Raw genomic sequence first — 24,610 nt, 5'->3', positions numbered from 1 at the left:
ATTGTATGCCCATTATGTTAATCTTTAATGATGTCAAAATGGTGTCAGAGTATCGGAGTAGGTTATGATTCAGGTTAATCCATCCAGAAAATCCCCAACCATCGCATTAAAAACAACGGGGTTATCGACATTGGCATTATGGCCAGCCGCGGGGATGATCTTCAGGGGATAGCCGGTTTTGGCCGCCCAGGCCCAGTTGTACTGGGGCACCTTGCCAGTTTTGTCATATTCGCCCAGGGTCAGCAGCACCGGGAAATAAAAAGCCGTATCCCGGTTTTCCCGGAGGAAGCTGGCATAGGCGATCCCCATGATCCGGCAAAGTTCTGCCTTGCCATAAGGTGCCAACATCGTCATCATGTTGTCAAACCCCCGTTTGCTATGGGTGGCCCCTTTAGCAATGGCCGTCACCAGTTTGTCATGGGGATAACAGCGGGACATCCACTCCACCTGTCGCACCCAGAACCGATCCGTCGGCGAATAGTAGGAAAGACCAAAAGGCGAGGTGTCCACCCCCACAAAAGCCAGCACCTTTTCTGGAAAATCCAGGGCATACTGCTGACAGGCATAGCCCCCCAGCGACTGGCCGATGAGGACCGTCGTCGGAATGTTTTCCTGATGGAGGATGGCGTCCAGATCCGCGGCAGCATGGTGAAATGAAAAATCCACATAGGGACGGGAAGCCCCATGGAGTGGTAGATCCCAGCTGATGACGGTGTAATGCTTTCTAAAATAGCTAACCTGGTGATCAAACATCAGGTGATTGGCAGTAAGCCCATGGGTAAACACCAGACAAATTGCCTGGGGATCCCGGTGCCGGGCGATCCAATAATGAACGGTGCCCCGGGGGGAGGTGATTGTTTTTTCCAGCACGATGATGACCTTCTTTCGCAGATTTTCCCATTCCCAGCGGAAGGGGTCTTTTTGTAAGTGTACCGATAAAAAAAGGGTTCGTCAATGGAAGAATTGTAAAGTATGGCGGAAATAATGTTTCACGGCGATTTGATTGACTGCGACGATGTATAAAGAGAATATTCGTCAATTTGCCTGAGGATCGGCTCATTACGTAAAAAAATCGCCGTGGAGACTATAGGTTGTCGCGGCGGTTTACAATGGAGGAGTAAGTTGTGGTTTTTATGATGCCGCCTAGGATGTCCAGCAGTCGACGGCAAAGAGATGGACAGATCATTAACATTTGTTAATGAAAGTGAAAATGGAGAAAAAGCTTGGCGGACAAAGTGTGATTTGTGATAGCCATTTTTTGCTAATCGGCGTATAATTATAAGCAAAAGCAAAAATAAAACCGGCCCCGGGCAGATCAATTGACACATGAAACACAAAGAGACGGCGGTTTTGCGACCTTTTGAAGTTTCACTTATTACATTTTTGCGCTGCCTGCATATAACATGTGACAAAAAGTCTCGGTGTCATACGGGCGCACTTAAACAACTAATCAGTCATTACAACGAAAAGAGGATAAGCGATGCATTTAAAAGACGTTTTCAACCACTACAGTCAGGATTACGATGCCAACCGACGGCATTTCATCCCTTGCTATGATACCTTTTACCAGGCGGCCATTTCAGTTCTGCAATTTGATACGGAGGCACCTAAAATTCTCGATCTCGGTGCCGGCACCGGTCTGTTATCGGCCTTTGTGCTGGCAGCATACCCCAAGGCGCAGATTACCTTAATTGATCAGGCTGAAAACATGCTGGATCTGGCCCGGGAACGATTTACCGGTTTGGAGCAGATTGATTATATCGCCGCTGACTATACAACCCATCAGTATTTCGAAAAATATGACGCTATTGTATCGGCTCTGTCGATCCACCATCTGGCGGATGAAAAGAAGCGTGGACTTTATAAGCGCTGCTTTTCAAACCTTAAACCGCAGGGAATCTTTGTCAATGCCGATCAGGTGTTAAGTCCTGATCCGGAAATCGAAACCCAATTTATCAGAATCTGGCATGACTTTGTCAAAAAAAGACAAATCCCGGATGACGAACTGCAGGCTTACTATCACCGTACTTCGTTTGATCAAACTGCCCCCTTGAACGAGCAGATGGACTGGCTTCAGGCTGAAGGATTTTCCAAAGTCGATTGTATTTTTAAATATTTAAACTTTGCTGTTTTTTTTGCCGTAAAACAAGGCGTTTGAGCTGAGTAACAACCGTTCGCTGATCCATCAGGCCAGCATCTGTTATGCGGTGGTTTATGACACCTGGAAAAAGATGCCTTTTATCATCAAGCAGGGCAATCTGGCAGTGGAGCATACGGAAAAAGTTATTTCTGGCAGCGATGCCATTCAGGCCCTGCGGGGTATGGATGAGTTTTTTCAGTAGATCGACTACTGCTATGGGTCAGACTATCGGGAACGGCGTTTTGATGAGGTCGCCATCCCGCGGCAGAAGTTGGTGGTGGACACCGTTATTATCAGAAAGAAGCGATTAAAAGGAGGAATCTATGTCAAAACGTGGTAGAAATATCAATTTATATCTCATGGACGGTGAGCCTGGTGGCCGGATGAAATGTACCTTGGCAAACTGGACAGGGGTGGCCTACAAGATACCTCGAACTGAGCTGGATCAATGCAAAGAGCGGGATGATCTCAAACAGAGCGGTATTTATTTTTTATTTGGCATTTCTGATCAAACAGGTGAAAATGTCGTTTATGTTGGGCAAGCTGGGGCAAGAAAAAACGGTGAAGGTATTCTCTTCAGACTACAGGAGCACAAGCGTAACGCTGACAAGGACTATTGGACAGAGGCTGTTGTTTTTACAACTTCAAATAATTCCTTTGGCCCCACCGAGATAAGTTATCTTGAAAATCGTTTCTGATGGAGGGTATATGGATTTATTTCAACAACACATCTTTAACAGCCTGATTCCCATCGCGCTCTTCATTTTTTCTTTTGGAACGATGGCTTATACGAATTACAAAAATGGAACAGCAACCGGTAATAAAAGATTGAAGGGTTTTGGCATTATGTACCTGGGTTTTCTGATCGGCGGTTTATTGATTATCGGGGTGATGTTCTATCTGGAATATCGAGATTTGGCCTTTGATATGGTCGCCATATTAATAGATGGGAAAGCTTAATTTAAAAACGATAACTGAATGAAAGAGGGAGAATTAATCATGTCATTATTTACACAAAGAATCGAAGAACTCATTATTGATAGCGGTGAAACGGTGCAATCTCTGGCGGAGATGGGAAAGATTAATCGCTCGACCCTACAGCGGGTAAAATCCGGCGAGCGGCTGCCATCGAAAACTTTTTTTGATGGCATGTGCAAAGCGTTGCGGTTGTCAACTGGGGAAGAAGAGGAACTAAAAAATATCCTGGAAATGGAAACCATCGGCCAGCGGAACTATTATAATCGGAAAGCCATCGTCGGCTTGATCGAAACGATAGCCGAACTTACCGAACACACCATCCCTTTTTCAAAAGAAATTGGTTTGAAAAACGGGGAAGCCTCAGAGCGCACGCTCACCGATGGCATGGAGACTGTCAGGGGACAAAATAATGTCCTGCGAATGGTTGAAAATGCCATTGACTGCGAGATTTTTGCCAGTGAGGCCCCGCAAATTCGGCAGGTCATCCCGTATGACTGGGATGTCGTCTATGACTACATTTTTCAGCAAATGATGGGCTCCGGGAAAAATCTGGTTTTACAGGATATCGTCAGCTTTCCCCAAAATTGCAGCAAGTCAGAAGCCGATCAAAGTCTGATGGCCTTTAAAAAGCTGGCAGCGCTGTCGCTGCTGGATAATGTCGACTATCAATCCCGTTTTTATTATCGGTCTTCGGATGAGCACCCGGTTGATAGCGGGGTATTCCCTTATTATCTGTTAACCGCTGATCGATTGATCACCCTGTCAAAGGATCTCGCCACCGCAGTGGTGTATTGGGAGGCAGGACTTTATCAGGTATATGCTGGTTATTTTTCAGAGCTCTTAGAAAATAGTGCTCCGTTTATTCATGAAAGCCGTGATCTTTTTGAGATCTACGCCCTGGAAGATGCCCTGCCCACAAAACTTGTGATGCAGCCCATACCTTGTTTTTCGCGCTACTATACCGATGAAATGATCGATAAACAGATGAATCGGGATTTTCCTTATTATGAGGCCCTGTATGCGGCAGTGATTCCATTTTATGATAAATTCCGGGCCGATAACAAGTGGATGGTGGATGTTTTTTCCCTGAAATACCTACGACAATTTATGGAAGATGGCTATATCTATCTGCCCCAAGAAATGGTCCATCCTTTTCCCGCTGAAGAACGGCTGCAGCTGATCAAACAATTATATGCTGATATGATGGCCAGTGAAAGAAAGTGCTTTGCCATCAACGAGGACAAGCTTTTTATGAATTCGGCGGTGGAGTTCTCTAAAGAAGACCCGACCCTCCGGTTGATTCTCCACTATCATCGGGGTGATGAAACCATCTTTAAGCACCTGGCCATTCACGAAGTCAATATCATCCATGCTTTTGACGACTTTTTTGACAGCCTGCCGGCCAGCGACTATGTTCTTAGTAAAGCCGAAACCATTGCCGGGATTGAGGCCATCATCAGGGATTATCACGGAACTGAAATAGCAGCAAGAAATGAAAGTCAGAAATCATAATGATTCAACAAAACAACAAAACCGATTTGGATTTACTGCTGGCGATGCGCCATGACAATGGGGCAGATTTTTGGTCAACACCGGATGGTCGTCTCGGCATTGAAAAACCAGTCAGTACCCTGACAGCACTGATGATCATGAGTGAACTAAATATTAGCGAAAATCATGAGGCGTTGCAGGGGGCGGCGGATTTGGTGCTGGCAGCAGTCAGAGAAGATGGTCGGGTGCGGATTGCGCCAAAAGCTGCCATCTATCCCTGTCATACAGCACATGCAGCAGCAGCCCTTTGTCGTAATGGTTATGCCGAGGACAAAAAGGTTCAGTTGATCTTTGCCTGGCTCTTAGCCAATCGATTTAAAGATGGCGGATGGCGGTGTAATAAATTCATTTATGGCCGGGGCCCAGAAACGGAATTCTCAAATCCCAATGTTACACTTCTGGCTTTGGATGCCTTTCGATTTTCAAAAAAATATCAGGACAGCAAAGCACTGGATGATGCCGCGGAAACCCTTCTTGATCATTGGACCGTTAAAACACCGGTGGGGCCCTGTCATTATGGAATGGGAAGCCTGTTTATGCAGGTTGAGTATCCATTTTTAAGGTATAATCTTTTTTATTATACTTATGTTTTGTCTTTCTATTCAAAGGCCCGACAGGATCAGCGGTTTAAAGCGGCTTTTGAAGCGCTCAGCCAAAAACTGGATGATCAACAGATGCTGAGAGTCGAACATCCCAACCGAAAAATCAGTCATTTTAGGTTTTGTCAAAAAGGACGTCCTTCTGAATCCGCCACCTGCAGATATGATGAAATCGTCAAAAATATGGAAGAAAAGAGTGACAATTATTTTAAAGATCGGAGATAGTGATGAATATAACCATCAGAAATGAAGAAGAAAAAGATTACCGCAAGGTTGAAGAAGTCACCCGGGAAGGGTTTTGGAACCATTTTCAACCGGGAGCTGATGAACATTTTCTCCTGCATAATTTGAGAAAAAGCCCGGACTTCATCAAAGAACTGGATTTTGTGATCGAGGCTGACGGTGAAATTATCGGCAGTATTATTTTCTCCACAGCCCGGATCATCGACGCAACCGGAATCGCAACAGAAGTCATTACCTTCGGGCCGCTGACCATTTTACCGGATTATCAGAAGCAGGGGCTGGGCCGAAAACTGATTCAACACGCCATTCATATTGCCACTGAAATGGGCTTCAAGGCGATTCTCATTTATGGCGATCCTCGTTTTTATGGACGGCTGGGCTTCCGGGCGGCGGAAAAATATGATATCACCACCGCCGATGGTTATTATGCAATCGGCCTGCTGGCTTATGTACTCCAACCCGGGGCACTTCAAAAAATCAGCGGCCGATTTGAAGAATCGCCAGTATATCATCAGATTGACCAAACAGCCTTGGAAGCCTTTGATAGCAACTTTGAAAAGAAGCAGAGATGCGAAACTGAATTTCAAAAAGAATTCCGGATTCTGTTGAGTTTAGTCTATAAAGCAGAGCAAGAAAAATAGCATTCGGCTAGAAAAACATTGTTTTAAAAAGAGCGAGGATAAAATGAAGAACATTAATACTAAAAACTTGCGGTTAAGACCATTAACCATGGAGGACACGGCCGACGTTTTTGCCTATTCTAAAAGCGAAAATGTTGGCCCGCGGGCGGGTTGGAAACCCCATGAAACCATTGAAGAAACAGCAGCGATCATGAAGACAATCTTTGTTGGTCAGGAAAACGTCTGGGGGATTGAAAAAGACAACCGGATTATCGGCACAATCGGTTTGATTGAAGATCCCCATCGCCAGAATGATCAGGCACGGATGCTGGGTTACGCTCTGGGTGAGGATTATTGGGGTCAGGGCATCATGACGGAAGCTGCCAGAGCCGTCCTCGCATATGGTTTTGACACCCTGGGTCTCAGTCTGATCTCGGTCGTGCATTATCCATCGAACCTGGGATCCCAGCGGGTTATTGAAAAATGCGGTTTTCATTATGAAGGGACAATCCGACGGGCAGAAAAGATCTATACCGGTGAAATTCGGGATGTCAAAGCTTATTCCATATTCAGAGAAGAATCCGGTGAAGAAAAAGTATAACAATGAGAGTCCAGAAAATCTTTGAAAAATATTGGTGTGTGAGTGAAAGTGAGAAAATATGGGAGCAGATGAAAACTATCAATTTAATGCAAAGATCTACGATGTGCTGGATCGGACTTACTTTAGAAAGGCGGCCTCCAGTCCCCGCAATGCCGTCATTTCGATATTAGGTGATGAACCATTAAAAGTCCTGGACATGTGTACCGGAACTGGAGCCAATGCGTTTGCCATTGCCGGGGCCAGAAGAAATGCCAAAGTGATCGGGATTGATATTTCTGATGCAATGTTACAAAAAGCCACAGCAAAATTGGGGCAAGAGGGGATTTCCAACGTTAAGCTGATTCATATGAATGCGGCCAATCTGAAATTTCCAAACGAGGAATTTGATGTGGTACTGATATCGCTGGTATTGCATGAGATCAGCCCTGATCTGACGGGACAGCTGCTTGGGGAAGCCAGAAGAGTTTTGAAAAATGCCGGTAAACTGATTGTCGTGGAGTGGGAGGAACCAGTCAGCCGATTCAAGCGGATCCCGTTTTATCTGGTTAAAAAAACAGAACACGCAGGCTTTGAGAATTTTCTGAAATGTGAGATGGAGCAGTATTTTTTTCGCTTTGGCTTTGAAATGACACAAACAATTCATTGCGATTATACTAAGGTAATGGTATTAAGAAAGGATGATTAGGCTTGAAATATTAAATGCAAAATAATAACAGACACCCATGTCATCAGAATAAAAAAAATTATAACGACTCAGGATTAATTATTCCATGCGATAATTATCTTACTACATCATAACATTGAAAAGGAGATGGATGACCGTTTGATTAGATCATCCAAAAGTAAGATGAACCGAGTTGCAAAATGGTGTTTCTATTTTTTATTTGCGTTAGTACTCAGCATCGGGATTATGCTTAATAATATATTGGCCGCCACTACGCCAAACGTTAGTTATCGGACCCATGTCCAGAATGTCGGCTGGCAGGATTTTGTATCAAATGGAGAAATGAGCGGAACCTCTGGCTTAAGTCTGCGCCTGGAGGGGATTGAAGTCAAACTTGATGCCCCGGTAACTGATTTGGGGATTACCTATCAAACCCATATTCAGAACATCGGCTGGGAGGCCGATACCGCCAGAGGTTGGAAAAGCAACGGGGAAATGAGCGGAACCTCCGGCCAAAGCCTGCGTCTGGAAGGGATCCAGATCAAACTCACCGGGACGAATGCCGAGCAGTTTGATGTTTACTATCAGGTTCATGTTCAAAATTATGGCTGGATGGATTGGGCAAAAAATGGCGAAAGTTCCGGTTCCCAGGGCTTTTCCTATCGCCTCGAAGGGATTCATATTGTCGTGCAGCCCAAGGGCTCAGCGGCCCCAGGAAAGACGGACACACCGTTCATCGAGGCAACCAAACCTTCTTTTGAGGCTCAGGTGATCGCTCTGGTCAATCAGGAGCGGGCTTCCAGAAATCTTGGCTTGGTAACCAGTGATCCCACCTTGACCCGGGCCGCCCAAATCAGAGCAGAAGAAATTATTCAGCTGTTCTCGCACACCCGACCAAATCAAAGCAGCTGTTTTACCGTCCTGACGGAACTCGGTATTAGTTACAAGGGGGCCGGCGAAAATATTGCCGCCGGTTATTCCAGTCCGGAAGCGGTGATGGCTGGATGGATGAGTTCAGAGGGGCATCGGGCAAATATTTTAAATCCGGGATTTAATAAGCTAGGGGTTGGTTATGCTCAAACTGGTTCTGTATATGGTCAATATTGGACCCAAATGTTTATTTCAAAGTAAAACGGTGGATTGGATTGACTGACAGCGATTAGGGCTGTCAGTCCTTTTCAAACGTCGGGAAGGATAATATGAAAGACTATTCTATTCGGGAAATCACACCAAGAGAAATTCCATTGCTTGATGATTTTTTGTACGAGGCCATTTTTCAGCCAGACGAACAAAACCAGCTGCCAAGGGATGTAATCAAGCAGCCGGAACTGCAGGTCTACATCGAGAACTTCGGTGAACCGGATGACCATTGTCTGGTTGCCGAGTGCGATGACAAAATTGTTGGTGCCGTGTGGACCCGAATTTTAGCCGGAAAGGTCCGGGGATTTAGAAATGTAGATGATAAAACACCGGAATTCGCCATCTCTCTTTATCAGGAATACCGTAACTGCGGCATCGGTACCGCACTTATGAAACGGATGCTGCAACACTTAACATCAAAGGGCTATCGACAGGTGTCGTTAGTTGTCCAGAAAGACAATTATGCCCTGAGTATGTATCTGGCGGTTGGCTTTTGTGTGATTGATGAACTGGATCAGGAATACCTGATGATCTGTCAATTAGATGGTGAATCGATGCTCAAAGTTGATTATGTTTGATATGGGAAAGAAACTCATGAAGTGGAAAAAGAAAGGATTAAGGTTAGGATGAGCGCGTTTAAAATAATTGACTTGACGCCGGAAAATATTGGGGATTATGGAGTCTGTGGCTATAAGGATATCAAAAAACATGTGGAGCTGCGGAATAAAATTCAGTGGTTTACCGACTATTATCCGAAAGGTCTGAGAATCAAGGCAGTGCTGAGTGATGAAGGGGGCTACCAGGGCATGATTGAGTACATTCCCGGAACTTATGCGCACCGACCGGTTGAGGCGGATGGGTATACGTTTGTTCACTGTCTCTATGTCGGGTTCAAAAAGGAATATAAGGGAAAAGGCTTTGGAACAGCTTTGATTCAGGCCTGCATTGACGATGCAAAAAATACCGGCATGAAAGGTGTGGCGGTGGTGACCCGAAAGGGGTCTTTCATGGCCGACGATGCAATTTTTATAAAAATGGGATTTGAAATTGTGGATCAAGCGAAGCCCGATTTTCATCTGCTGGTTAAAAAGTTCGATGCCAAAACAGAGGATCCGAAATTCAAGGAAGACATGCAGGCAAATCTGGAAAATTTTGGACCAGGCTTAACAATTCTACGTTCGCCGCAATGCCCCTACACCGAAAAAAATGTCAAAGCGATGATGGTAACGGCACAGGAACAATTTCATTTGGAGGTACAAATAATTGATCTGTCTGATGCGGAGGCAGCTAGAAATTCACCCTGTCCCTTTGGTACCTTTGGCATTATTTTCGACGGGAAACTCATTTGTCATCATCCCATCAGCAATACGCGATTTGTAAATATTCTCGAAAAATTAATATAATAATCGTCGCGAAATGAATTATGTCGCACAATTCCAGTTGGGTGAAAAAATAATCAGCCTATCGCCAAGAAAGGCAATAGGCTGATCGTCTAAAGGTGTTTCGGAAAGTAATTACAGCTGGTTGTTCCTAGCCTTTGAAATGATTGAGTTATGTTTTAGAAACTTGTTTCTGATCTCCTGTGATACATGATTAAATGGGCATGAAAAGTTCATGCATTTTTTACACATATAGTTATACATAAGATAACTGTCAATAATGAGAAATAGAACAAATATCGATAAAATAATAAATTGTTTTGAGATCGCCATTATTACAACGGGGTATAAAGCAATGATCACTATTCCTGAAAAAAATATAATTTTTTCGGTTAAACTCATCGGACCAGGGCGGAAGCGCCATATTTTTGGAGAGCCATAATTTGCCCAACATTTTAAGGTTTTTGATCCAGGCTCTGCATAGTGGGGACAATGTGAACACAAAACTCTTATTTCAATCAATCCAAAATATAGAAGAATGAAGGCAATCCAAGGTATAATCAAGATGTAATCAAACAGACAGATACTGATACCTGCGAGTATAAATACTGGTATTGATATTATTAAGAATCGGATAAGCAATTTCATATTAAAATGACAACTTAGTAATTTTTTTACATCACAATTTTCACAGTTTTTTTTATCGCAAGTATTTAAAGGCTTGCTTTTATCCAGAAACAAGATCATTTTTCATCCTCCATTTCAAAGTTAATAAGAGTGGTTATTATTTTATATTAAAAACAAATCGTATGTCAGCTTTGATTCTTTCACAAGTTTGTTCAAAAGTAGAATCTTCAGTGTAGACATACAGCGATAACTGCAAAAATAAAGCCCCGAAAATTAAATCGATAGCTGTAGGGGTATCGAAGTCAAAAGGAAGTAAATGCTCTGCTTTAAGCTGATTGATTAGTACCCTGATTTTATCCATAATCTTAAAATCAGCCTTTAAGACTTCCTGGATCGGCATTTTGTCGGATTTCATACTGCTAAGAATTACTGGGAAAGCCATTTTCCAGATTTTTTTATTGACCCAATTCATTTTTTTGAGATGTTTCATGATTGCATCAGTTACAATTTCAGCTGCGTTACCTGATGCATATTGAATGTCTTCCAAATTTATTTCGGTCGTATCTGCCATGTTTTCGGCCATCGAAAGAATGAATAATTCTTCTTTTGATTTAAAATAATTATAAGCAGTGCCAAGACCGATTTCTGCCTTTTCAGCAATTTGTTCCATCGTTGTATGCTCGTAACCTTTGGAAGTAAAAACCTCTTTTGCTGCAATTAGAATCTTTTCGCGATAATATTTTCTGTTTTCTTCTCTAATGCCCATGATAATCTCCTCTATAATAAATTGTGAAAATTGCTGGCAAATACTGTGAATGAATTCATGAATACATTCACAGTATATACCGGCAATTTTTATTTGTCAATCAATAAGCAATATTATTCAATTTGAAACTTAATTTTGTTGACTTTGAGATTGTTAAGGGCGGCTTTATATTAAAAGAAATCGCTCAGTTAATAAGACCATTAAAGAAATCCATTAGCTGCAGACGCTAGGGTGGGGGGTATAAGGCAGGTCGGATCAAAAACGGGATAAAAAAACGATGATCACCCAAATCGGATGATCATCGTTAAAATAGGATATAGTAGTGATCAAATTGAAGAGAGGTTGTTGCATTACAAATAGTAAGTTTTATGACTGTTTACAAAAAGAGCGTTGATTAAAGACCGAACAGTGTATTAGTATAAGGCTGGCTGATCCCAAAGGTTAAGATTAACCCCGATATTATGCTTGCGGGCATAATCATAAACTTCTTTGCCCCAGGCCACATCTTCCACCGGCATCCCGCCGACCGAGTAGAGAATGATCTGATCGTCGCTTTCCCGGCCGGGCACCTTGCCGTTTAGGATGGCCCCTAAATCGTGGATATCGGTTTTGGCCAGTTTGCCATCATGGATCATGTCCATAAACTTGGAACCAAGGATATAGACAATATTGTAGGTTGGGTAGGGATATTCTTCCGCCCAGGCTTCATAAAGGGAAATATTGTCAACCACCAGCTTGGTTTTATCGCTTTGGATAAACTCATCGGTAAAATCGGCCGCCCCGGGGAGACAGAAGAGGGCACCGGGCTTGATCCACTCGGCATCAACAAAAGGATAAGCCGATGGACCGGCACCCATTGGGGTTGAGGTGGCAAAGCTAAGAATATCTGATCCCCGAACACACTCTTCCAGGGTTTCGCAAACAATAATTTCGGTAAACTGCGGACATTTTTCCTTGACGAATTCAATGCAACGGTCGATGGAAGCCTGGCCCCGGCCTTTTATTTTAAGGGTCGTCAGACTTGGTCGCAGGGCGGCAAAGGTTTCGATGGCAGTGGAGTTGATGACGCCAGGACCAATAATCGCCAGCACTTTAGCATCTTTAAGGGCCAGATTTTTGACACCAACGCCAGGTACGGCCGCTGTCCGGTAAGCGCTGAGCAGGTTGGCAGACATCAAGGCGAGTGGGGCACTGGTGTCCTTGTCGTTTAACATCATCATCAGGATCGAGCGGGGCAGATTTTTATCCCGGTTTTCCACATTGGAACCGTACCATTTCATCCCGGCGACGTCAAACTTGCCGCCGACATAGGCGGGCATCGCCATAAAGCGACGGTCTGGGCCGTTCTTCGGCATATTGGGGAATTCCGGTTCTTCCGGGAAGGTAATCATACAACCGTGGGAATTGCCGTTATCACCACCCATCCGGTAGTCGCCCATATCCAGCAGCTTTAACAATTCTTCCATACAATCAGTACAGGCCACAACATCGTTGACACCGGCCTTAATCATATCGGCCTCATTTAAATACAAAAAATCAATTTTAGGTAATGCCATCATAATCCTCCAAATAGTTTTTTATTTTAGATTTTGTTAAAAATCGTAGGAACATAGTTTAATCACAGGTTTATACAAGTTTTAGCCTTTGTAAAGCAAATAGATCGTTATCGGGTAAGGTGAATCAAATCCGCAGGGCGGTTCCTTTAGTCAGGGATTGGCGATAATTCCCGGGGGATATCCCGGTGAATTGTTTAAATTCTTTAAGCAAATGGGATTGATCAAAATAGCCCATGTCCGCAGCAATGGCTGAAATATTCTGATCTTGTCCCAGGGCCAGCAATACATTCTGAAACCGGATGATTTTTGAAAAAGTCTTGGGGGGTAAGCCAATTTCTTTATTAAAGAGCCGATTGATATATCGGGGGGTATAGCCGACGCTCTGGCTGAGTTCATTCACATTAATAATCCCCACAACCTTGGTGATCGCATCCACCATTTGATAACTGAAAGGTCGGATCCCGGGACTGTAATAATTTTGATAGTCAGGAATATAGGCGTTCAGGAACAACTCAATCTGCTCTTTAAAATCGTTGCTGCGGGTGATACCTTCCATCATCGCCTGATCCTCGCAGATTTCTGGCAGCGGTATGGAGCTCTCAGTCAGGCTGCCAATCGGATAGCCTTTCGGTAAAAAGGCTTTGCCGGGCAGAAAGCGGATGCCAAAAATGGTATCGTTGAGATGAAAAACCGAAGCATACTCAATCGAGTGCATTTTCAGAACGGCGCCGTAGCAGGTTGCATCCAGATGATCCTGACCGCAGCGGAAGACGATGTCCACGGTGCCATCGGGAACGATGATGGCAGTTTCTAACATTTCCTGGGTAACCTGGAAGCGATAAAAGTGGGAGATGCCATAAGCCCGGTAGTCAAAGGATTCATAATTCTTGGCGTGCTGAACCATCAAGGGTTGTTTAGGAACAATGATACTTTCCTTTTCTTCGGGGGAGGATGCATAAGAGCCATACCGTTGCAATAGATCAATCATAGCTAAAACCTTAAGCATACGCTTTCCTTTCTGAACAAACTGGATAATGGGCAAGAACCGACATAAAAAAAAACAAGGGCGCCGAAACTCCGGTTTCGACATCCTTGTCTTGTTTGCTGGTTCATTGATTATTTATTGTATACAATATACCATAGTTGAGAATGAAAGAATAGTAAAAATCGGTACAAAGTTACATCGGCAATCATATTTAAGAAAAGTCTAATTAACGCATTGAGATTAGGCGGTTTTATTGTTTGGGCTTAAAGCGGTCGTAGCGGAGCGCTGACAAATCAATGGTGGAGTGACCGTCGGCAATCATTTCGGCGACGTTGTAGCCCACCGCCGGAGCAATCCCAAAGCCGTGGCCGGAAAAAGCGCAGGCGATATACAAGCCAGGGACTTCAGCCACCGGACTGATCACCGGAACATGGTCGGCACAATCATCCAGCCAGCCGGCCCAGGCCCGGACGATCTTGGCATCGGCCAGGGCGGGGAAGTATTTGATAATCCCCCGGCAGGTGCAGGAGGCGCCGATACTACTGGAAATGGGGGTACCGTTGTCTTTATTGAGGTGTTCAAAGCCAGAGGACCCACCAAAAACAAAAGAACCATGCTTGGACTGATGGCCGTAAAAATCGGCATCGGCGGTACCCAGCATTTGTAGAAACATCGGCGGTTCGGCTTCGGTAACCAGACACTCCATCTTCAATGGCATCATCGGCACATCGATGCCCACCGTCGCTAAAATTTTGCGGCTGTCGAAACCGGCCGCCACCAGTACCTTATCGGCTTCATAGATGGCATCCAGGGTGACAACCTGGCGGATCATGCCCTTAATTTTGCGCAGTTCGAAGCAGGGGGCTTTGGTAATAAAGCGGACGCCTAATTCCCGGGCTTTTTTATAGTAACCCAGGGTCGCGGTTAACGGATTGGCATGGCCGTCGGTGGGACACCAGCTGGCACAGGTAACCTCGTCGGAAAGGTAGGGATTGATGGCTCGAATTTCATCACCATTGATCATTCGGACATCCAACCCGCAGGATACCGCCTTATCCGTTAAGCCCTGAAGAATTTTCTGATGGGCTTCCGTTTTCCCCAGCCGCAGGTTGCCTTTTTGGGTATATTCCACATCTACGCCCAGTTCTTCGGACAGTCCCGGCCAGAGGTTTTTAATGCCCCACATCGCCAGCGGCAGTTCCCGGGTGTCCCGGCCGGACTGGCGGACGCCGCCACCATTCCGGGACGAACCACCAATGCCAATATCCTTGCTGGCTTCCAGCACCGTTACCGACAGGCCTTTTTTAGCCAGATAGTAAGCGGTGGCATTGCCGATGATACCGGCGCCGATAATGATCACATCATTATATTTAGACGTATGTTTAGACATGGGTCACCTCTTCATTTCCTAATACTTTCATTTCCACCGGCCGCATGGGTGAACGACTGGTGGCCGGGTCCAACTGATCGGGGATCACGTTTAGTTCCCGGGCAATCAGATTCTTAACCAGCTTGCCGCAGGTTTGACCCTGACAAAGCCCCATCCCAGCCCGCAGGTAACGGCGGATTTCATTAACGGTAAACATCCCGTCGTGAATTGCCTGGCGAATTTCGCCCTTGGTAATTTCTTCGCAGCGGCAGATGATGATAGCGTCGTCGCTCTGGGAAACGAAGGGGCCGATATTTTGTGAACGATCATTAATAGATTTCATTGTCGTAACTCCTCTTTTCCTTATTGTCCGGCCGCATTGATTTCGGACTGATAAAACCGGGCGGTCATGGCTTGCGCTACCGGTACCTTGATGGTAACCAGGGTGGTGTGGTCAAAAGCCTTGGCACTGCGGACATCAATAATTTCGGCGGGGCCCAGAGGTTGACCGCTGCGGCTTAGGGCCCTTCCCAGTTGGCCCTTTTGGGGCCGAGGCAGAAATTCATAGGGCAGGGTAATGCTGGCGTAGCCCGGGGCGTAGTCTTCGTCCACCAGAAAGATGGCCTGGCCGGAACAGGCCGCAACACACAGGCCGCATCCGGTGCAGCTGTTGGTGTCATCAATCCGCGGTAGGGCAGTGATGGTTTTGCCAATTTTTATGCAGCCCCGGGTACAGGCATCCTGACAGGGATTGCAGGGAATGTTCTGGGTGCATTCGATCACCGGATGGATACCGGATTTTTTATCAGTTTGATTAGATCGAGAAGTAAAGCGCTCAAGATCAGCATCATCAAGGTAGCCTTTTTTAAGCAGACTCTGAGAAACCGCAATGCCTTCGTCGGTTTTGGCAAAGGTTTTGCCCTTGCTGCTGGGGGCGAACATACCCTGGTGCAGGCTGTCAAGGGCAATTTCCAGGTCAGCCAGACGCTTATCTTTGTCCTGCTCACTGAAAAAGCCCAGATAAGCGGCGGCTGCCAAACCGGACATCCGGCCCCCAATCATGGCCGAGCTGGCTTCTTCGATGCCAGAGACATCCCCAGCAGCAAAGAGGCCGGGAATCGAGGTTTTGCCATTTTCATCAACCAGGGGTACCTGACCGCCGCGACGGGGATCATCGACCATATTGCAGCCCGCCATTTTCAGCAGTTGCGACATTGGCGAGAGACCGACGGCCAGACAGATGGTATCTACATCAAAATGTTTCTCGGTGCCGGGAATGGGCGTGAAGCCTTCATCGACCTGGGCAATCGCTACGCCGGTGACGCAGTTGCTGCCCTCGGCTTTGGTAATGGTATGGGAGAGATAGAAAGGCACCCCGCACCGGGCGATTTTGGCGGCATGAACGCCATAGCCGCCAACCCTGGGAGCGGCATCCACTAGCGCTACCACTTCACAGCCGGCCTGCATCAGTTGGAAGCTGACTACCAGACCGACATTGCCGCTGCCGAGCATCAGGACCCGCTGGCCGGGCTTTATGCCGTAAAGATTCATCATCGTCTGGGCGGCCCCGGCACCGACGACCCCGGGCAGGGTCCAGCCATCAAAGGTAACCATGTTTTCGGCAGCGCCAGTGGCGATAATGATGGTATCGGCTTTGAAGTGCTCCATCGCAGCCCCGATCTGGACCAGCACTTCTTTGTCCAGATAAATGCCGGCCACGGTAGCATTGAGGAATACCTCAACCCCCGCTTCATCAGCTTCGGCCAGTAGCGTTTCGCCGATTTTATAGCCGCGGATCTTGGCCTGATGTTCCTTGGAACCGAAAAATTTATGAATCTGCTTGAATAATTGACCGCCGGGTTTGGCATTTTCATCAAAAACGGCAACACTCATGCCACAGCGGGCAGCTTCAATGGCCGCCGAGAGTCCGGCCGGACCGGCACCCACGACGATTAAATCATAACGTTTCATTCGTTTACCTCCAGTGCCGTGACCCCATCCTGGGTCTGAACCCTCATCCCTGCAACTAATGGGGCAATACAGGTGCGGATATTGGGGACCCCATCGACAATCATCACGCAGTCGGTACAGCGACCGATGGCACAGAAGATGCCTCTAGGCTCATGGGCCTTGTGGGTATAGCGGTGAACCATCACGCCGGCGGCTTTTAGGGCCACGGCAATGGGTTCACCGGCAAAACCTTCCATCGGCTTGCCATCCATAAAAAAAGTTACCAGTTGGCCTTTTTCGGTTTCGCCGAGAATGGGATGTTCGCTGATCCGATCCATCACTCACACCTGCCTTCTTCGGAAATAATAATCGCCGTCATTTCAATCTCGCACAGTTGCGAGGGGCGGTTGAGCTCCGTTGTTCCCACTGCGGTGAACAGCGGCCGGAATTCTTTAAAGAATTCTGAGTAAGCCCGGCCAATTTCGCCGCAATCAGACATTCGCGTGGCATAACACATAACTTTGACCACATCGGCAGGGGTTGCGCCGGCTTCGGCTAAAAGTTTGACGTGTTTTTCAAAAATGTATTTGGCCTGTGCGTAAGGATCGCCTTCGCCGTAAACACTGCCGTCCGGTTGAACCGAGGTGGTACCGCCGATCATAATTAGGTTGCCGATTTTCACCATCCGTGAATAGCCTACTTTTTCTTCTAAGGGTGCTCCAGATGAATAATTAATTCGTGACATAGTGGTAACGTCCTTTCGTAATGGATTTAATTAGTTTTGAGATACCTTCATAAAAATGACAAAGACGCCGAAAGTTTCTTTCGACGTCTTTGTCATGAGTTCGCTTTGGGTTTGCTGCTAAGGTTAAGGATAATATATCACAGGAAAAATGAGGAGAATAGTAACAATCGGAACAAGTTACAGTAATTTTCATGAAAAATAAAAAATGATTTCATATTCTTGAAAAAAGGATATAATATTAACTAAATGAACTCCTGTCCAGACTAGTATGTAAATTGATAGAATGGAGTGATCCCATGTTTCGCGAGAAATTAGCAAAATTTTTAACAAATAATCATCGCTTCACCTCTGAGGACCCCCAGTTCAGACAGGTACTGATGCTAAATTGTATTCTGTTAATCAGTATCTTTATACTGGCTGTTTTTTCGTTGGTAGCATATCGTATTGCGCTTTACCCCGTGATGATCAGTAATTCGATCGGTGGAGTCGTGGCGATTTTAGCGCTTTATGATTTTCACCAACGGCATTTCCTGCACTTTACATCAGTTTTAATGGTTTTGATTGAGATGCTTATTTTATTGGTTTTGTTTTGGTTTGTCGGATTGGCTCATTATGTTTTGGTGTGGATTGTCGTGATTCCTATTACTGCTTATTTTTTATTGGGGAGAATCGGTGGGCGTATTTTTACAATCAGTTTTTCCTTGATAGTCCTCAGCTTTATTTTACTCCGGTATTCGATCTGGGAAATTCAGGGGTTCAGTATTGTTGGAATGTTAAATCTGGGCTTCGCATATCTTGCACTAATTCTGACAGTCAGCTATTATGAATTAACCATGCAGGAAGTATTGGAAAACCTTGAAAGAAAGAATAAAGAACTCGCTGTTTTATCGGTGACAGATCGTCTTACTGGCGCCTACAATCGCATTAAACTGGATGAGATTCTTTTTTCAGAAATTGTTAACTATCGCAGGACTGGAAAAGTTTTTTCAATCCTGATTTGTGATATTGATTTCTTCAAACAGATCAATGATAATTTCGGGCATCTGTTTGGCGATATGATATTAAAAGAAATTACTCAATTGATGCGTCAGATCATTGGCGAATCTGATATCTGTGGACGCTGGGGAGGTGAAGAATTTATGATTATTTGTCTGAAGACACCCTTAAATGAGGCAGTCAACCTGGCTGAAAAATTGCGACTGGGGATTGAAGACTATTCCAGGAATTCAAGCCATCGGGTTACCATGAGCTTTGGAGTGACCGAATTTATTCCCTCGGATACCATTGAAACGTTGATTAAACGATCAGATGATGCCCTTTATCTGGCAAAACAGCGGGGGCGGAATCGGGTGGAGATTTTGTAAGTCACGCCGAGATCAAACAATGGGAAAGAAGAAAGATGATCATTTTTGGATCATTTTATGGATGGCCAGGATACAGATGATGTGAGTGATGGCGTTTCGTAAACGCCGATTAAACAACAAGGGAGGTATGCAATGCAAAATGGGAATCTTTTTGATGTGGAAGTAAAAGAATATGAAGAATGGTTTAGAATAAATGATCAGTTGCTCAATTCTGAACTGGATGCAATCAGACCATTGCTTCCAGCATCAGGAAAAGGGATCGAGATTGGTGTCGGTACGGGTATCTTTGCTTCACAATTAGGAATTGGATTTGGGGTCGAACCATCAGAAAAAATGGCGGCTAAAGCCATCAAAAAGGGGATTCAAATAATGATCGGTACAGCAGAAGAACTGCCGGTCGAAGATGAATCTTATCAGTTTGCGTTAATGGTAACCGTGGATTGTTTTCTTCATGATGTTGTAAAAGCGTTTTCTGAGGTCAATCGAATACTCGTTAATCAAGGGATATTTATTATCGCTTTTCTTAATCGGGCGACCCCGCTGGGTGAACTGTATCACAAAAATAAGCATATGAATGATAGTTATAAAAATGCCAATTTCCATACAGATCAAGAAATTTCACAATGGCTGGAAAATACTGGCTTTGAGATATTGGAGCGAAAACAGACAATTTATTCCCTGGAGAATACCCCGCAACAAGTGAACGATGGTTTTGGAGAAGGGGTTTTTGCGGTGATTAAAGCAAAAAAACTATGCTGATTTATTCCAGAATAACTTTGTATAAAACTACTGAAAAAATAAAAGGAATAACAATATGAGCGAAAATATAAGATTTTGATCGATAGTTGCCAATCAGATGGGTATATCCTATAACAGAGACGATTACGAAACACTGTAAACGAAACGCGTTGTTTCGCAATTTCTTATTTTGGATCATAGAAAAAAGGAGGATTAAAAATGGTAGAACAGATTTTCAAGCTGTCTAAAGGTAATGATAAGGCAGTGGAAAAAGTAATATTTGACGAAAATGTTCATTATTTGCACATGGTATTTAACAAAGAAGAGGGGCTTCCCGAGCATTTTTCCAATTCAAACGTCTATATGACTGTGATCAGAGGAATGCTCTCGATTGGCCTTGACGATCAGGAAGTTCATGAATATGAAGCAGGAACCCTGCTAAAAATACCGTTTAAAACAAAAATGAATGTCAAGAACATGCACGCCGAAACATTAGAATTAATCGTTGTCAAAGCACCGGCTCCAACTAATTAAAAACAGTGTTAGCTGGAGTTAAGAAAAGAAGTCGCTTTTATCGGGCACGAGAAAACAATTAAGCCGGTAGCTTAAAACCCCCTTTGCCGATTCTTATTTATCGGGAATGGGGGTTTTGTAATGACCGGATATTGCTAATAAAAGAATTCTGGCTGTTTGGGTTCTTTGAACAGGGTGTTTAGTCGGACTGATGCATCATACACGGGTCCTTGTTTAATGGTTCTGGCATGCCGGGGACAATTCTTAATGCAGGCGCTAGCAGGTGATGCATTCTTCCTGATCAATCAGGCGGCTGTTTTCAAAATCGATGGCTCCTGACGGACAGACCTCAGCACAGATCAGGCATTGAATGCAGTCATTGTTGACGGCAATAAAATCCACATCCCACAGTATGGTTTCACCACGATAGGGGAATTCGCCAGGCACATTCAGTTCTTCAATTTCCTCGACTGACAGAATTGCATCCAGTTTTTTTCTGATTGTTTGGCCAAATTCTTCCGTTTGGCTGAGATCCCGGTTATCAGGGCGGCCGCTGGCAATGGGTGTTTCATCGCTGGAAAAGGAGTGTTCGCCAATAAAGGTTCCAGCCGCCATGGGAACGCATCCGTCCGCGGTGAGAATGTCTTTAAGTTCGAGTAGCGTATCGTCATAGACACGATTACCATAGACAACGATACAAACCGCCGGGGTGTTCAGCGCTTTAATGGACTGCAGCCATCCCCGGATCACCTCCGGTACCCTGCCCATGTAAACAGGGACCCCAACAATCAGTAATTCGTTTTCCCCGGTTTGCAATGGTTGTAACCGCGTAGCCGGTTTGGTCAGATCGACCCGGTCTATTTCTGTAGTATCAAATCCTCGTGCAACACCTTCAACCACAGCCTTTGTGGTTCCTGTTGGCGAAAAGTAAACCAGTTTTGTTGACTGTATCTTCATTCGATAACCTCCAAGTTTTCGTTTTTATAGAATAAGCATATTACAGATGTTATAATATTACCAGAAGTGAAGTTATACTGGTATAAATTATAATAGAAAGGACTTACCATATGGATAATGAACAGCAACGATATAAGGAACTGGGTGATTTCTTAAAAACTCGGAGAGTAAAAATAATGCCTTCCCAAGTTGGTCTTTTATCGGGCCAGCGACGGCGAACGCCAGGTTTGCGGCGGGAAGAAGTCGCCCAGTTGGCTGGGATCAGCCTAACCTGGTATACCTGGCTTGAACAGGGCCGGCCGATCCACGTGTCGACTCCGGTGGTGGAAAGTCTTGCAAGGGTATTGCAGTTGGACCGGGAAGAACGTCATCATCTTTACCGGCTGGCAAACCAACCACTGCCTGCTGATATTTCGGAGGCTCGTAAAATCGTGAGTCCGGCGTTACAGCATATGCTGGACAGTCTAACCCATTGTCCAGCCCTGATCACAGATCAGAGATGGAATGTGATTGCCTGGAACAAGGCATCCTGTACAATTTTTGGCGACTTCGATGCCATGAGTGATCGGGACCGGAACATTGTCTGGGCCATGTTCACCGACAGCAAATATAAGCAGTTGTTTGTTAATTGGGATCGCCACGCCAAGGGCATGGTTGGTCGATTCCGTTCAACCAGCGGAAAGTACATTGAAGATTTCTGGTTTGCTCAGTTTATTGAAGAGCTGAAAACAAGAAGTCCGGAGTTTGATTTATGGTGGCCGCTCCATGAAATTCAAAACAACGGTGAGCTGTATAAACAGCTGAACCATCCTCAGGTCGGACAGCTGGATTTTGAAATCAGTAATTTTGATGTCGCTGATCACTCCAGTCTGAAAATGGCAGTCCATGTTCCAATGCCGGGAACCGATACAACTGAAAAAATGGCGTCACTACTGCGCACATATGGGAATGAATCCGGTCTGTTATTAAATGATTCAACAAGGAGAAAACAGTGAAAATAATATGTTTTGGCGACAGTCTGACCTTTGGTTACCAGGTATCCCGGGAAGAAAAATGGCATGTCATCGCAGCAAAAAAGACCGGAATCCATATTGTCAATCGCGGTGTCAGCGGGGATACTACCGAGGGCATGCTGAAGCGGATCCAGAAACAGGTCTTTAATGCTAAGCCCGATGGGGTAATCCTGATGGGCGGCTATAATGATATCTTTTTTAATCGCAGCTGGGAGCCAACCGCCCAGAATATGATCACCATGGTTGACCAGTCCAGAGCCAATAATATTCAGGTTTTTGTGGCCATCCCGCCACCGATTCATCTGCCGGTGGCCTTTAAAGAAGGGGAAGCGGTGATCGATTTTAAAAAATCAGCCGAGATGATCGAAGCCTATTGCCAGTGGTTAAGAGATTATACCGCATCGTCCCAGATTCCAAACCTGGATTTCCGAGCTGCCATTGACTGGACCGATAAAGATCTTTATCTGGACGGGATTCACCAGAGCCCGGCCGGCCACCGGTGCATGGCGAACCGGCTGATCGCGTTTTTGATGAAAAGCGATGGTACAGCTGAATAAGGGTTTTTTAACCAACCAGGGTCTAAATCCCTTCTTTAAGTGATTCCCGGTTTAACAGTTTTGAAACATCACGGCTTTCGGTTTTTTCGATCAAAATTGCACTGATCAAGTAAAGTGGAAGACTGATCCCAACGTGGATCAATGTGAACTCCAGTCCAATTGATGCGACTTCAAATAACAAAACCGGCAATTTTGTTGTAGACCAAACACCAAGAAAAAAGATGACATTTGATAATCGGGCTCCTTTTTTTAAGAGCATGACCCCAATTGGAAAGGCAACATACAATGGACCGGCAGCAGCCGTTCCGAGCACAAAAGCGATAAGTAAGCCTTTGATTCCCGAACCTTCGCCCATATATTTTGTCAGGGTTTCCTTTGGAACCCATACTTCCATTAAACCCATTAGAACAAATATGGGCGGAACCAGTAAAAGCATTTCTTTGAAATTCAACAGGGAGATGCCCATTGCTTCGATCCCCAGTGATTGATTATATAAATATAATCCGGCCATGACCGCTAGAAAAACAATACCCCATTTATTGGCTTTTAAGATTTTTATCATTACATTATCACTCCAATCACGATTGTAAATATGACACAGATGATAAAGGTCGAAACATTTCGTTTTATTGCCAAAGATTTAGTAAAATACTTCATCTCGGTGGGCATGGTGATAATCCCCACCGCCATAACCGTCGAAACAAGTGCAGCAACTTGAGGATATCCAGCACCAGCATTGAGTAAAGCGCCTCCTAAAGGAAAGGCGACAAAACTGGGAATTAAGGTGACTGAACCCAGTACCAGGGCGATGAGAACGCCGGCGATCCCCGACTGTTCGCCAATTAACTTTGAAATTACTTCATTGTCAAGAATCGCCAGGGTAATCCCGATAAAGAGCATAATAGAAATCACGCTTGGTAAAAGCTTTATAAACTGATTCCACGCAATTTTCAGACTCTTCTTACTTTTTTCCTGATCTTTGGAAAAAGAGATCAGCAAGGCCAATCCGGCCATTGAATATAGAATAATGGATGTCATCGGGTTTCCTCCTGGTCTTCTATATTTTCAAATTCAGATAAAAAGAATTCCATATTTTTCTGAAGCTGTTCCAGTTCTTTTTTAAATTCAGATAACAGCATCATTCCTTTATCAGTGATGGTATAACACTTTTTTGCGGCTCCTTTGGCTGACGTATCCCATTGGGCGATAACGGCTTCCACTCTTTCCAATTCATTAAGAGCCCGATAAACGCCCGGGCCATCGGAAGAATTAAAAGGCATTTCGTCCTTCATAAGGTTTAATAAGGCGGATCCGTAGGAGGAACCTCTGGTTAAAAATAATAAAATGAATGCCGGTAAATGCCGGCCATATTTTGGTTTTGCCATAATTGATCTCCTTTGTTTTTTTATCACTACAAGTGGTTATTTTCAAATTTTCAAATTCGCAACGCAAGCTTCAGTTTGCACATACATGTTAAAGACACTATACTGTTTGCAACAAGATATGTCAAGAAATAAATCAGAAAGTTTATATCCTATCAGCATCCTGATCATTT

The 24,610-nt window shown here is 44.8% G+C and carries 28 protein-coding genes and 1 pseudogene; 16 read left to right on the top strand and 13 right to left on the bottom strand.

All coding sequences use genetic code 11. The features are described from left to right. Positions 1-69: 69 nt before the first annotated feature. Positions 70-870, bottom strand: a complete 801-nt coding sequence (locus ACEW8F_RS02335) for an alpha/beta fold hydrolase (RefSeq protein ID WP_373481864.1) — start codon at positions 868-870, stop codon at positions 70-72. Between the two features lie 610 nt (positions 871-1,480). Here ACEW8F_RS02335 and ACEW8F_RS02330 point away from each other — a divergent pair. From ACEW8F_RS02330 to ACEW8F_RS02280, 11 genes and pseudogenes are all read left to right on the top strand, one after another. Further along, on the top strand, positions 1,481-2,158 hold the full coding sequence (locus tag ACEW8F_RS02330) for a trans-aconitate 2-methyltransferase (protein ID WP_373481863.1): 678 nt from the start codon (positions 1,481-1,483) through the stop codon (positions 2,156-2,158). A gap of 305 nt (positions 2,159-2,463) precedes the next feature. After that, positions 2,464-2,835: pseudogene (locus ACEW8F_RS02325) on the top strand (GIY-YIG nuclease family protein); the annotation flags it as partial. 13 nt (positions 2,836-2,848) lie between these two features. After that, on the top strand, positions 2,849-3,100 hold the full coding sequence (locus ACEW8F_RS02320) for a hypothetical protein (RefSeq protein ID WP_373481862.1): 252 nt from the start codon (positions 2,849-2,851) through the stop codon (positions 3,098-3,100). Between the two features lie 39 nt (positions 3,101-3,139). Then, entirely contained in the window at positions 3,140-4,630 is a 1,491-nt protein-coding gene (locus ACEW8F_RS02315; RefSeq protein ID WP_373481861.1) for a helix-turn-helix domain-containing protein, read from the top strand. Next, the gene (locus ACEW8F_RS02310) at positions 4,630-5,493 is read left to right on the top strand and encodes a prenyltransferase/squalene oxidase repeat-containing protein (RefSeq protein ID WP_373481860.1); all 864 of its coding nucleotides are present in this window, start codon (positions 4,630-4,632) and stop codon (positions 5,491-5,493) included. The genes ACEW8F_RS02315 and ACEW8F_RS02310 overlap by 1 nt, the downstream gene beginning before the upstream one ends. A gap of 2 nt (positions 5,494-5,495) precedes the next feature. After that, positions 5,496-6,152, top strand: coding sequence for a GNAT family N-acetyltransferase (locus tag ACEW8F_RS02305; RefSeq protein WP_373481859.1), 657 nt, complete (start codon positions 5,496-5,498; stop codon positions 6,150-6,152). Positions 6,153-6,195: 43 nt separating this feature from the next. Further along, a complete protein-coding gene (locus ACEW8F_RS02300) occupies positions 6,196-6,732 on the top strand; it encodes a GNAT family N-acetyltransferase (protein WP_373481858.1) in 537 nt (178 codons plus the stop codon). Between the two features lie 58 nt (positions 6,733-6,790). Then, entirely contained in the window at positions 6,791-7,417 is a 627-nt protein-coding gene (locus ACEW8F_RS02295; protein ID WP_373481857.1) for a class I SAM-dependent methyltransferase, read from the top strand. Positions 7,418-7,555: 138 nt separating this feature from the next. Then, positions 7,556-8,527: a CAP domain-containing protein gene (locus tag ACEW8F_RS02290; protein WP_373481856.1), complete on the top strand. Its 972-nt coding sequence runs from the start codon at positions 7,556-7,558 to the stop codon at positions 8,525-8,527. A gap of 68 nt (positions 8,528-8,595) precedes the next feature. Then, complete coding sequence (locus tag ACEW8F_RS02285) at positions 8,596-9,114, top strand: N-acetyltransferase family protein (protein WP_373481855.1); 519 nt, start codon at positions 8,596-8,598, stop codon at positions 9,112-9,114. Between the two features lie 48 nt (positions 9,115-9,162). After that, entirely contained in the window at positions 9,163-9,939 is a 777-nt protein-coding gene (locus ACEW8F_RS02280) for a GNAT family N-acetyltransferase (RefSeq protein ID WP_373481854.1), read from the top strand. A 760-nt stretch (positions 9,940-10,699) separates the two neighbouring features. On the opposite strand, the gene ACEW8F_RS02275 is transcribed toward ACEW8F_RS02280, so the two are convergent. From ACEW8F_RS02275 to ACEW8F_RS02240, 8 genes are all read right to left on the bottom strand, one after another. Next, complete coding sequence (locus tag ACEW8F_RS02275; protein WP_373481853.1) at positions 10,700-11,308, bottom strand: TetR/AcrR family transcriptional regulator; 609 nt, start codon at positions 11,306-11,308, stop codon at positions 10,700-10,702. Between the two features lie 413 nt (positions 11,309-11,721). Then, positions 11,722-12,864, bottom strand: a complete 1,143-nt coding sequence (locus ACEW8F_RS02270; RefSeq protein WP_373481852.1) for a tyramine oxidase subunit B — start codon at positions 12,862-12,864, stop codon at positions 11,722-11,724. Positions 12,865-12,988: 124 nt separating this feature from the next. Continuing rightward, a complete protein-coding gene (locus ACEW8F_RS02265) occupies positions 12,989-13,870 on the bottom strand; it encodes a helix-turn-helix domain-containing protein (protein WP_373481851.1) in 882 nt (293 codons plus the stop codon). 229 nt (positions 13,871-14,099) lie between these two features. After that, positions 14,100-15,239, bottom strand: coding sequence for an NAD(P)/FAD-dependent oxidoreductase (locus ACEW8F_RS02260; RefSeq protein WP_373481850.1), 1,140 nt, complete (start codon positions 15,237-15,239; stop codon positions 14,100-14,102). Beyond that, positions 15,232-15,561 carry a (2Fe-2S)-binding protein gene (locus ACEW8F_RS02255; RefSeq protein ID WP_373481849.1) on the bottom strand — a complete coding sequence of 110 codons (330 nt, stop codon included), beginning with the start codon at positions 15,559-15,561 and terminating at the stop codon, positions 15,232-15,234. The genes ACEW8F_RS02260 and ACEW8F_RS02255 overlap by 8 nt, the downstream gene beginning before the upstream one ends. Before the next feature lie 20 nt (positions 15,562-15,581). Next, positions 15,582-17,189, bottom strand: a complete 1,608-nt coding sequence (locus ACEW8F_RS02250; RefSeq protein ID WP_373481848.1) for an FAD-dependent oxidoreductase — start codon at positions 17,187-17,189, stop codon at positions 15,582-15,584. Next, the gene (locus ACEW8F_RS02245; protein WP_373481847.1) at positions 17,186-17,506 is read right to left on the bottom strand and encodes a (2Fe-2S)-binding protein; all 321 of its coding nucleotides are present in this window, start codon (positions 17,504-17,506) and stop codon (positions 17,186-17,188) included. Before ACEW8F_RS02245 ends, ACEW8F_RS02250 begins: the two co-directional genes overlap by 4 nt. Continuing rightward, positions 17,506-17,913, bottom strand: coding sequence for a Rid family hydrolase (locus ACEW8F_RS02240; protein ID WP_373481846.1), 408 nt, complete (start codon positions 17,911-17,913; stop codon positions 17,506-17,508). The genes ACEW8F_RS02245 and ACEW8F_RS02240 overlap by 1 nt, the downstream gene beginning before the upstream one ends. 296 nt (positions 17,914-18,209) lie before the next feature. Here ACEW8F_RS02240 and ACEW8F_RS02235 point away from each other — a divergent pair, with 296 nt between their 5' ends. From ACEW8F_RS02235 to ACEW8F_RS02225, 3 genes are all read left to right on the top strand, one after another. Next, positions 18,210-19,277, top strand: a complete 1,068-nt coding sequence (locus ACEW8F_RS02235; protein WP_373481845.1) for a GGDEF domain-containing protein — start codon at positions 18,210-18,212, stop codon at positions 19,275-19,277. 132 nt (positions 19,278-19,409) lie between these two features. Further along, the gene (locus ACEW8F_RS02230) at positions 19,410-20,036 is read left to right on the top strand and encodes a class I SAM-dependent methyltransferase (protein WP_373481844.1); all 627 of its coding nucleotides are present in this window, start codon (positions 19,410-19,412) and stop codon (positions 20,034-20,036) included. Between the two features lie 198 nt (positions 20,037-20,234). Continuing rightward, a complete protein-coding gene (locus ACEW8F_RS02225) occupies positions 20,235-20,549 on the top strand; it encodes a cupin domain-containing protein (RefSeq protein WP_373481843.1) in 315 nt (104 codons plus the stop codon). Positions 20,550-20,804: 255 nt separating this feature from the next. Here the strand turns inward: ACEW8F_RS02225 and ACEW8F_RS02220 are convergent, their stop codons facing one another. Next, on the bottom strand, positions 20,805-21,485 hold the full coding sequence (locus ACEW8F_RS02220; protein WP_373481842.1) for a 4Fe-4S binding protein: 681 nt from the start codon (positions 21,483-21,485) through the stop codon (positions 20,805-20,807). Positions 21,486-21,595: 110 nt separating this feature from the next. On the opposite strand from ACEW8F_RS02220, the gene ACEW8F_RS02215 reads away from it, so the two are divergent. Next, positions 21,596-22,480, top strand: a complete 885-nt coding sequence (locus ACEW8F_RS02215) for a helix-turn-helix transcriptional regulator (protein ID WP_373481841.1) — start codon at positions 21,596-21,598, stop codon at positions 22,478-22,480. After that, positions 22,477-23,055: a GDSL-type esterase/lipase family protein gene (locus tag ACEW8F_RS02210; protein ID WP_373481840.1), complete on the top strand. Its 579-nt coding sequence runs from the start codon at positions 22,477-22,479 to the stop codon at positions 23,053-23,055. Before ACEW8F_RS02215 ends, ACEW8F_RS02210 begins: the two co-directional genes overlap by 4 nt. Positions 23,056-23,077: 22 nt before the next feature. On the opposite strand, the gene ACEW8F_RS02205 is transcribed toward ACEW8F_RS02210, so the two are convergent. From ACEW8F_RS02205 to ACEW8F_RS02195, 3 genes are read right to left on the bottom strand one after another with little or no spacing between them, the layout of a single operon-like run. Beyond that, positions 23,078-23,617 (bottom strand): permease, encoded by a 540-nt coding sequence (locus ACEW8F_RS02205; RefSeq protein WP_373481839.1) that lies wholly within the window; start codon positions 23,615-23,617, stop codon positions 23,078-23,080. Further along, entirely contained in the window at positions 23,617-24,093 is a 477-nt protein-coding gene (locus ACEW8F_RS02200) for a permease (RefSeq protein ID WP_373481838.1), read from the bottom strand. Before ACEW8F_RS02200 ends, ACEW8F_RS02205 begins: the two co-directional genes overlap by 1 nt. Next, positions 24,090-24,440, bottom strand: coding sequence for a helix-turn-helix transcriptional regulator (locus tag ACEW8F_RS02195; protein ID WP_373481837.1), 351 nt, complete (start codon positions 24,438-24,440; stop codon positions 24,090-24,092). The genes ACEW8F_RS02200 and ACEW8F_RS02195 overlap by 4 nt, the downstream gene beginning before the upstream one ends. Positions 24,441-24,610 lie beyond the last annotated feature (170 nt).

Origin of the sequence: Acetobacterium sp. (assembly GCF_041752335.1) — a bacterium.
GTDB lineage: Bacteria > Bacillota > Clostridia > Eubacteriales > Eubacteriaceae > Acetobacterium.
The sequence above is the reverse complement of the archived record's forward strand: the minus strand, read 5'-3'. Positions and strand labels throughout refer to the sequence as shown.

What these genes read in the sequence shown, in the direction of transcription:
- ACEW8F_RS02320 (WP_373481862.1), top strand. Translation starts at nt 2,849, where the DNA reads ATGGATTTATTTCAACAACACATCTTTAACAGCCTGATTCCCATCGCG.
- ACEW8F_RS02295 (WP_373481857.1), top strand. Translation starts at nt 6,791, where the DNA reads ATGGGAGCAGATGAAAACTATCAATTTAATGCAAAGATCTACGATGTG.
- ACEW8F_RS02195 (WP_373481837.1), bottom strand. Translation starts at nt 24,440, where the DNA reads ATGGCAAAACCAAAATATGGCCGGCATTTACCGGCATTCATTTTATTA.
- ACEW8F_RS02260 (WP_373481850.1), bottom strand. Translation starts at nt 15,239, where the DNA reads ATGTCTAAACATACGTCTAAATATAATGATGTGATCATTATCGGCGCC.
- ACEW8F_RS02230 (WP_373481844.1), top strand. Translation starts at nt 19,410, where the DNA reads ATGCAAAATGGGAATCTTTTTGATGTGGAAGTAAAAGAATATGAAGAA.
- ACEW8F_RS02275 (WP_373481853.1), bottom strand. Translation starts at nt 11,308, where the DNA reads ATGGGCATTAGAGAAGAAAACAGAAAATATTATCGCGAAAAGATTCTA.
- ACEW8F_RS02245 (WP_373481847.1), bottom strand. Translation starts at nt 17,506, where the DNA reads ATGGATCGGATCAGCGAACATCCCATTCTCGGCGAAACCGAAAAAGGC.
- ACEW8F_RS02315 (WP_373481861.1), top strand. Translation starts at nt 3,140, where the DNA reads ATGTCATTATTTACACAAAGAATCGAAGAACTCATTATTGATAGCGGT.
- ACEW8F_RS02270 (WP_373481852.1), bottom strand. Translation starts at nt 12,864, where the DNA reads ATGGCATTACCTAAAATTGATTTTTTGTATTTAAATGAGGCCGATATG.
- ACEW8F_RS02255 (WP_373481849.1), bottom strand. Translation starts at nt 15,561, where the DNA reads ATGAAATCTATTAATGATCGTTCACAAAATATCGGCCCCTTCGTTTCC.
- ACEW8F_RS02305 (WP_373481859.1), top strand. Translation starts at nt 5,496, where the DNA reads ATGAATATAACCATCAGAAATGAAGAAGAAAAAGATTACCGCAAGGTT.
- ACEW8F_RS02215 (WP_373481841.1), top strand. Translation starts at nt 21,596, where the DNA reads ATGGATAATGAACAGCAACGATATAAGGAACTGGGTGATTTCTTAAAA.
- ACEW8F_RS02225 (WP_373481843.1), top strand. Translation starts at nt 20,235, where the DNA reads ATGGTAGAACAGATTTTCAAGCTGTCTAAAGGTAATGATAAGGCAGTG.
- ACEW8F_RS02200 (WP_373481838.1), bottom strand. Translation starts at nt 24,093, where the DNA reads ATGACATCCATTATTCTATATTCAATGGCCGGATTGGCCTTGCTGATC.
- ACEW8F_RS02265 (WP_373481851.1), bottom strand. Translation starts at nt 13,870, where the DNA reads ATGCTTAAGGTTTTAGCTATGATTGATCTATTGCAACGGTATGGCTCT.
- ACEW8F_RS02285 (WP_373481855.1), top strand. Translation starts at nt 8,596, where the DNA reads ATGAAAGACTATTCTATTCGGGAAATCACACCAAGAGAAATTCCATTG.
- ACEW8F_RS02330 (WP_373481863.1), top strand. Translation starts at nt 1,481, where the DNA reads ATGCATTTAAAAGACGTTTTCAACCACTACAGTCAGGATTACGATGCC.
- ACEW8F_RS02300 (WP_373481858.1), top strand. Translation starts at nt 6,196, where the DNA reads ATGAAGAACATTAATACTAAAAACTTGCGGTTAAGACCATTAACCATG.
- ACEW8F_RS02280 (WP_373481854.1), top strand. Translation starts at nt 9,163, where the DNA reads ATGAGCGCGTTTAAAATAATTGACTTGACGCCGGAAAATATTGGGGAT.
- ACEW8F_RS02310 (WP_373481860.1), top strand. Translation starts at nt 4,630, where the DNA reads ATGATTCAACAAAACAACAAAACCGATTTGGATTTACTGCTGGCGATG.
- ACEW8F_RS02250 (WP_373481848.1), bottom strand. Translation starts at nt 17,189, where the DNA reads ATGAAACGTTATGATTTAATCGTCGTGGGTGCCGGTCCGGCCGGACTC.
- ACEW8F_RS02205 (WP_373481839.1), bottom strand. Translation starts at nt 23,617, where the DNA reads ATGATAAAAATCTTAAAAGCCAATAAATGGGGTATTGTTTTTCTAGCG.
- ACEW8F_RS02235 (WP_373481845.1), top strand. Translation starts at nt 18,210, where the DNA reads ATGTTTCGCGAGAAATTAGCAAAATTTTTAACAAATAATCATCGCTTC.
- ACEW8F_RS02220 (WP_373481842.1), bottom strand. Translation starts at nt 21,485, where the DNA reads ATGAAGATACAGTCAACAAAACTGGTTTACTTTTCGCCAACAGGAACC.
- ACEW8F_RS02240 (WP_373481846.1), bottom strand. Translation starts at nt 17,913, where the DNA reads ATGTCACGAATTAATTATTCATCTGGAGCACCCTTAGAAGAAAAAGTA.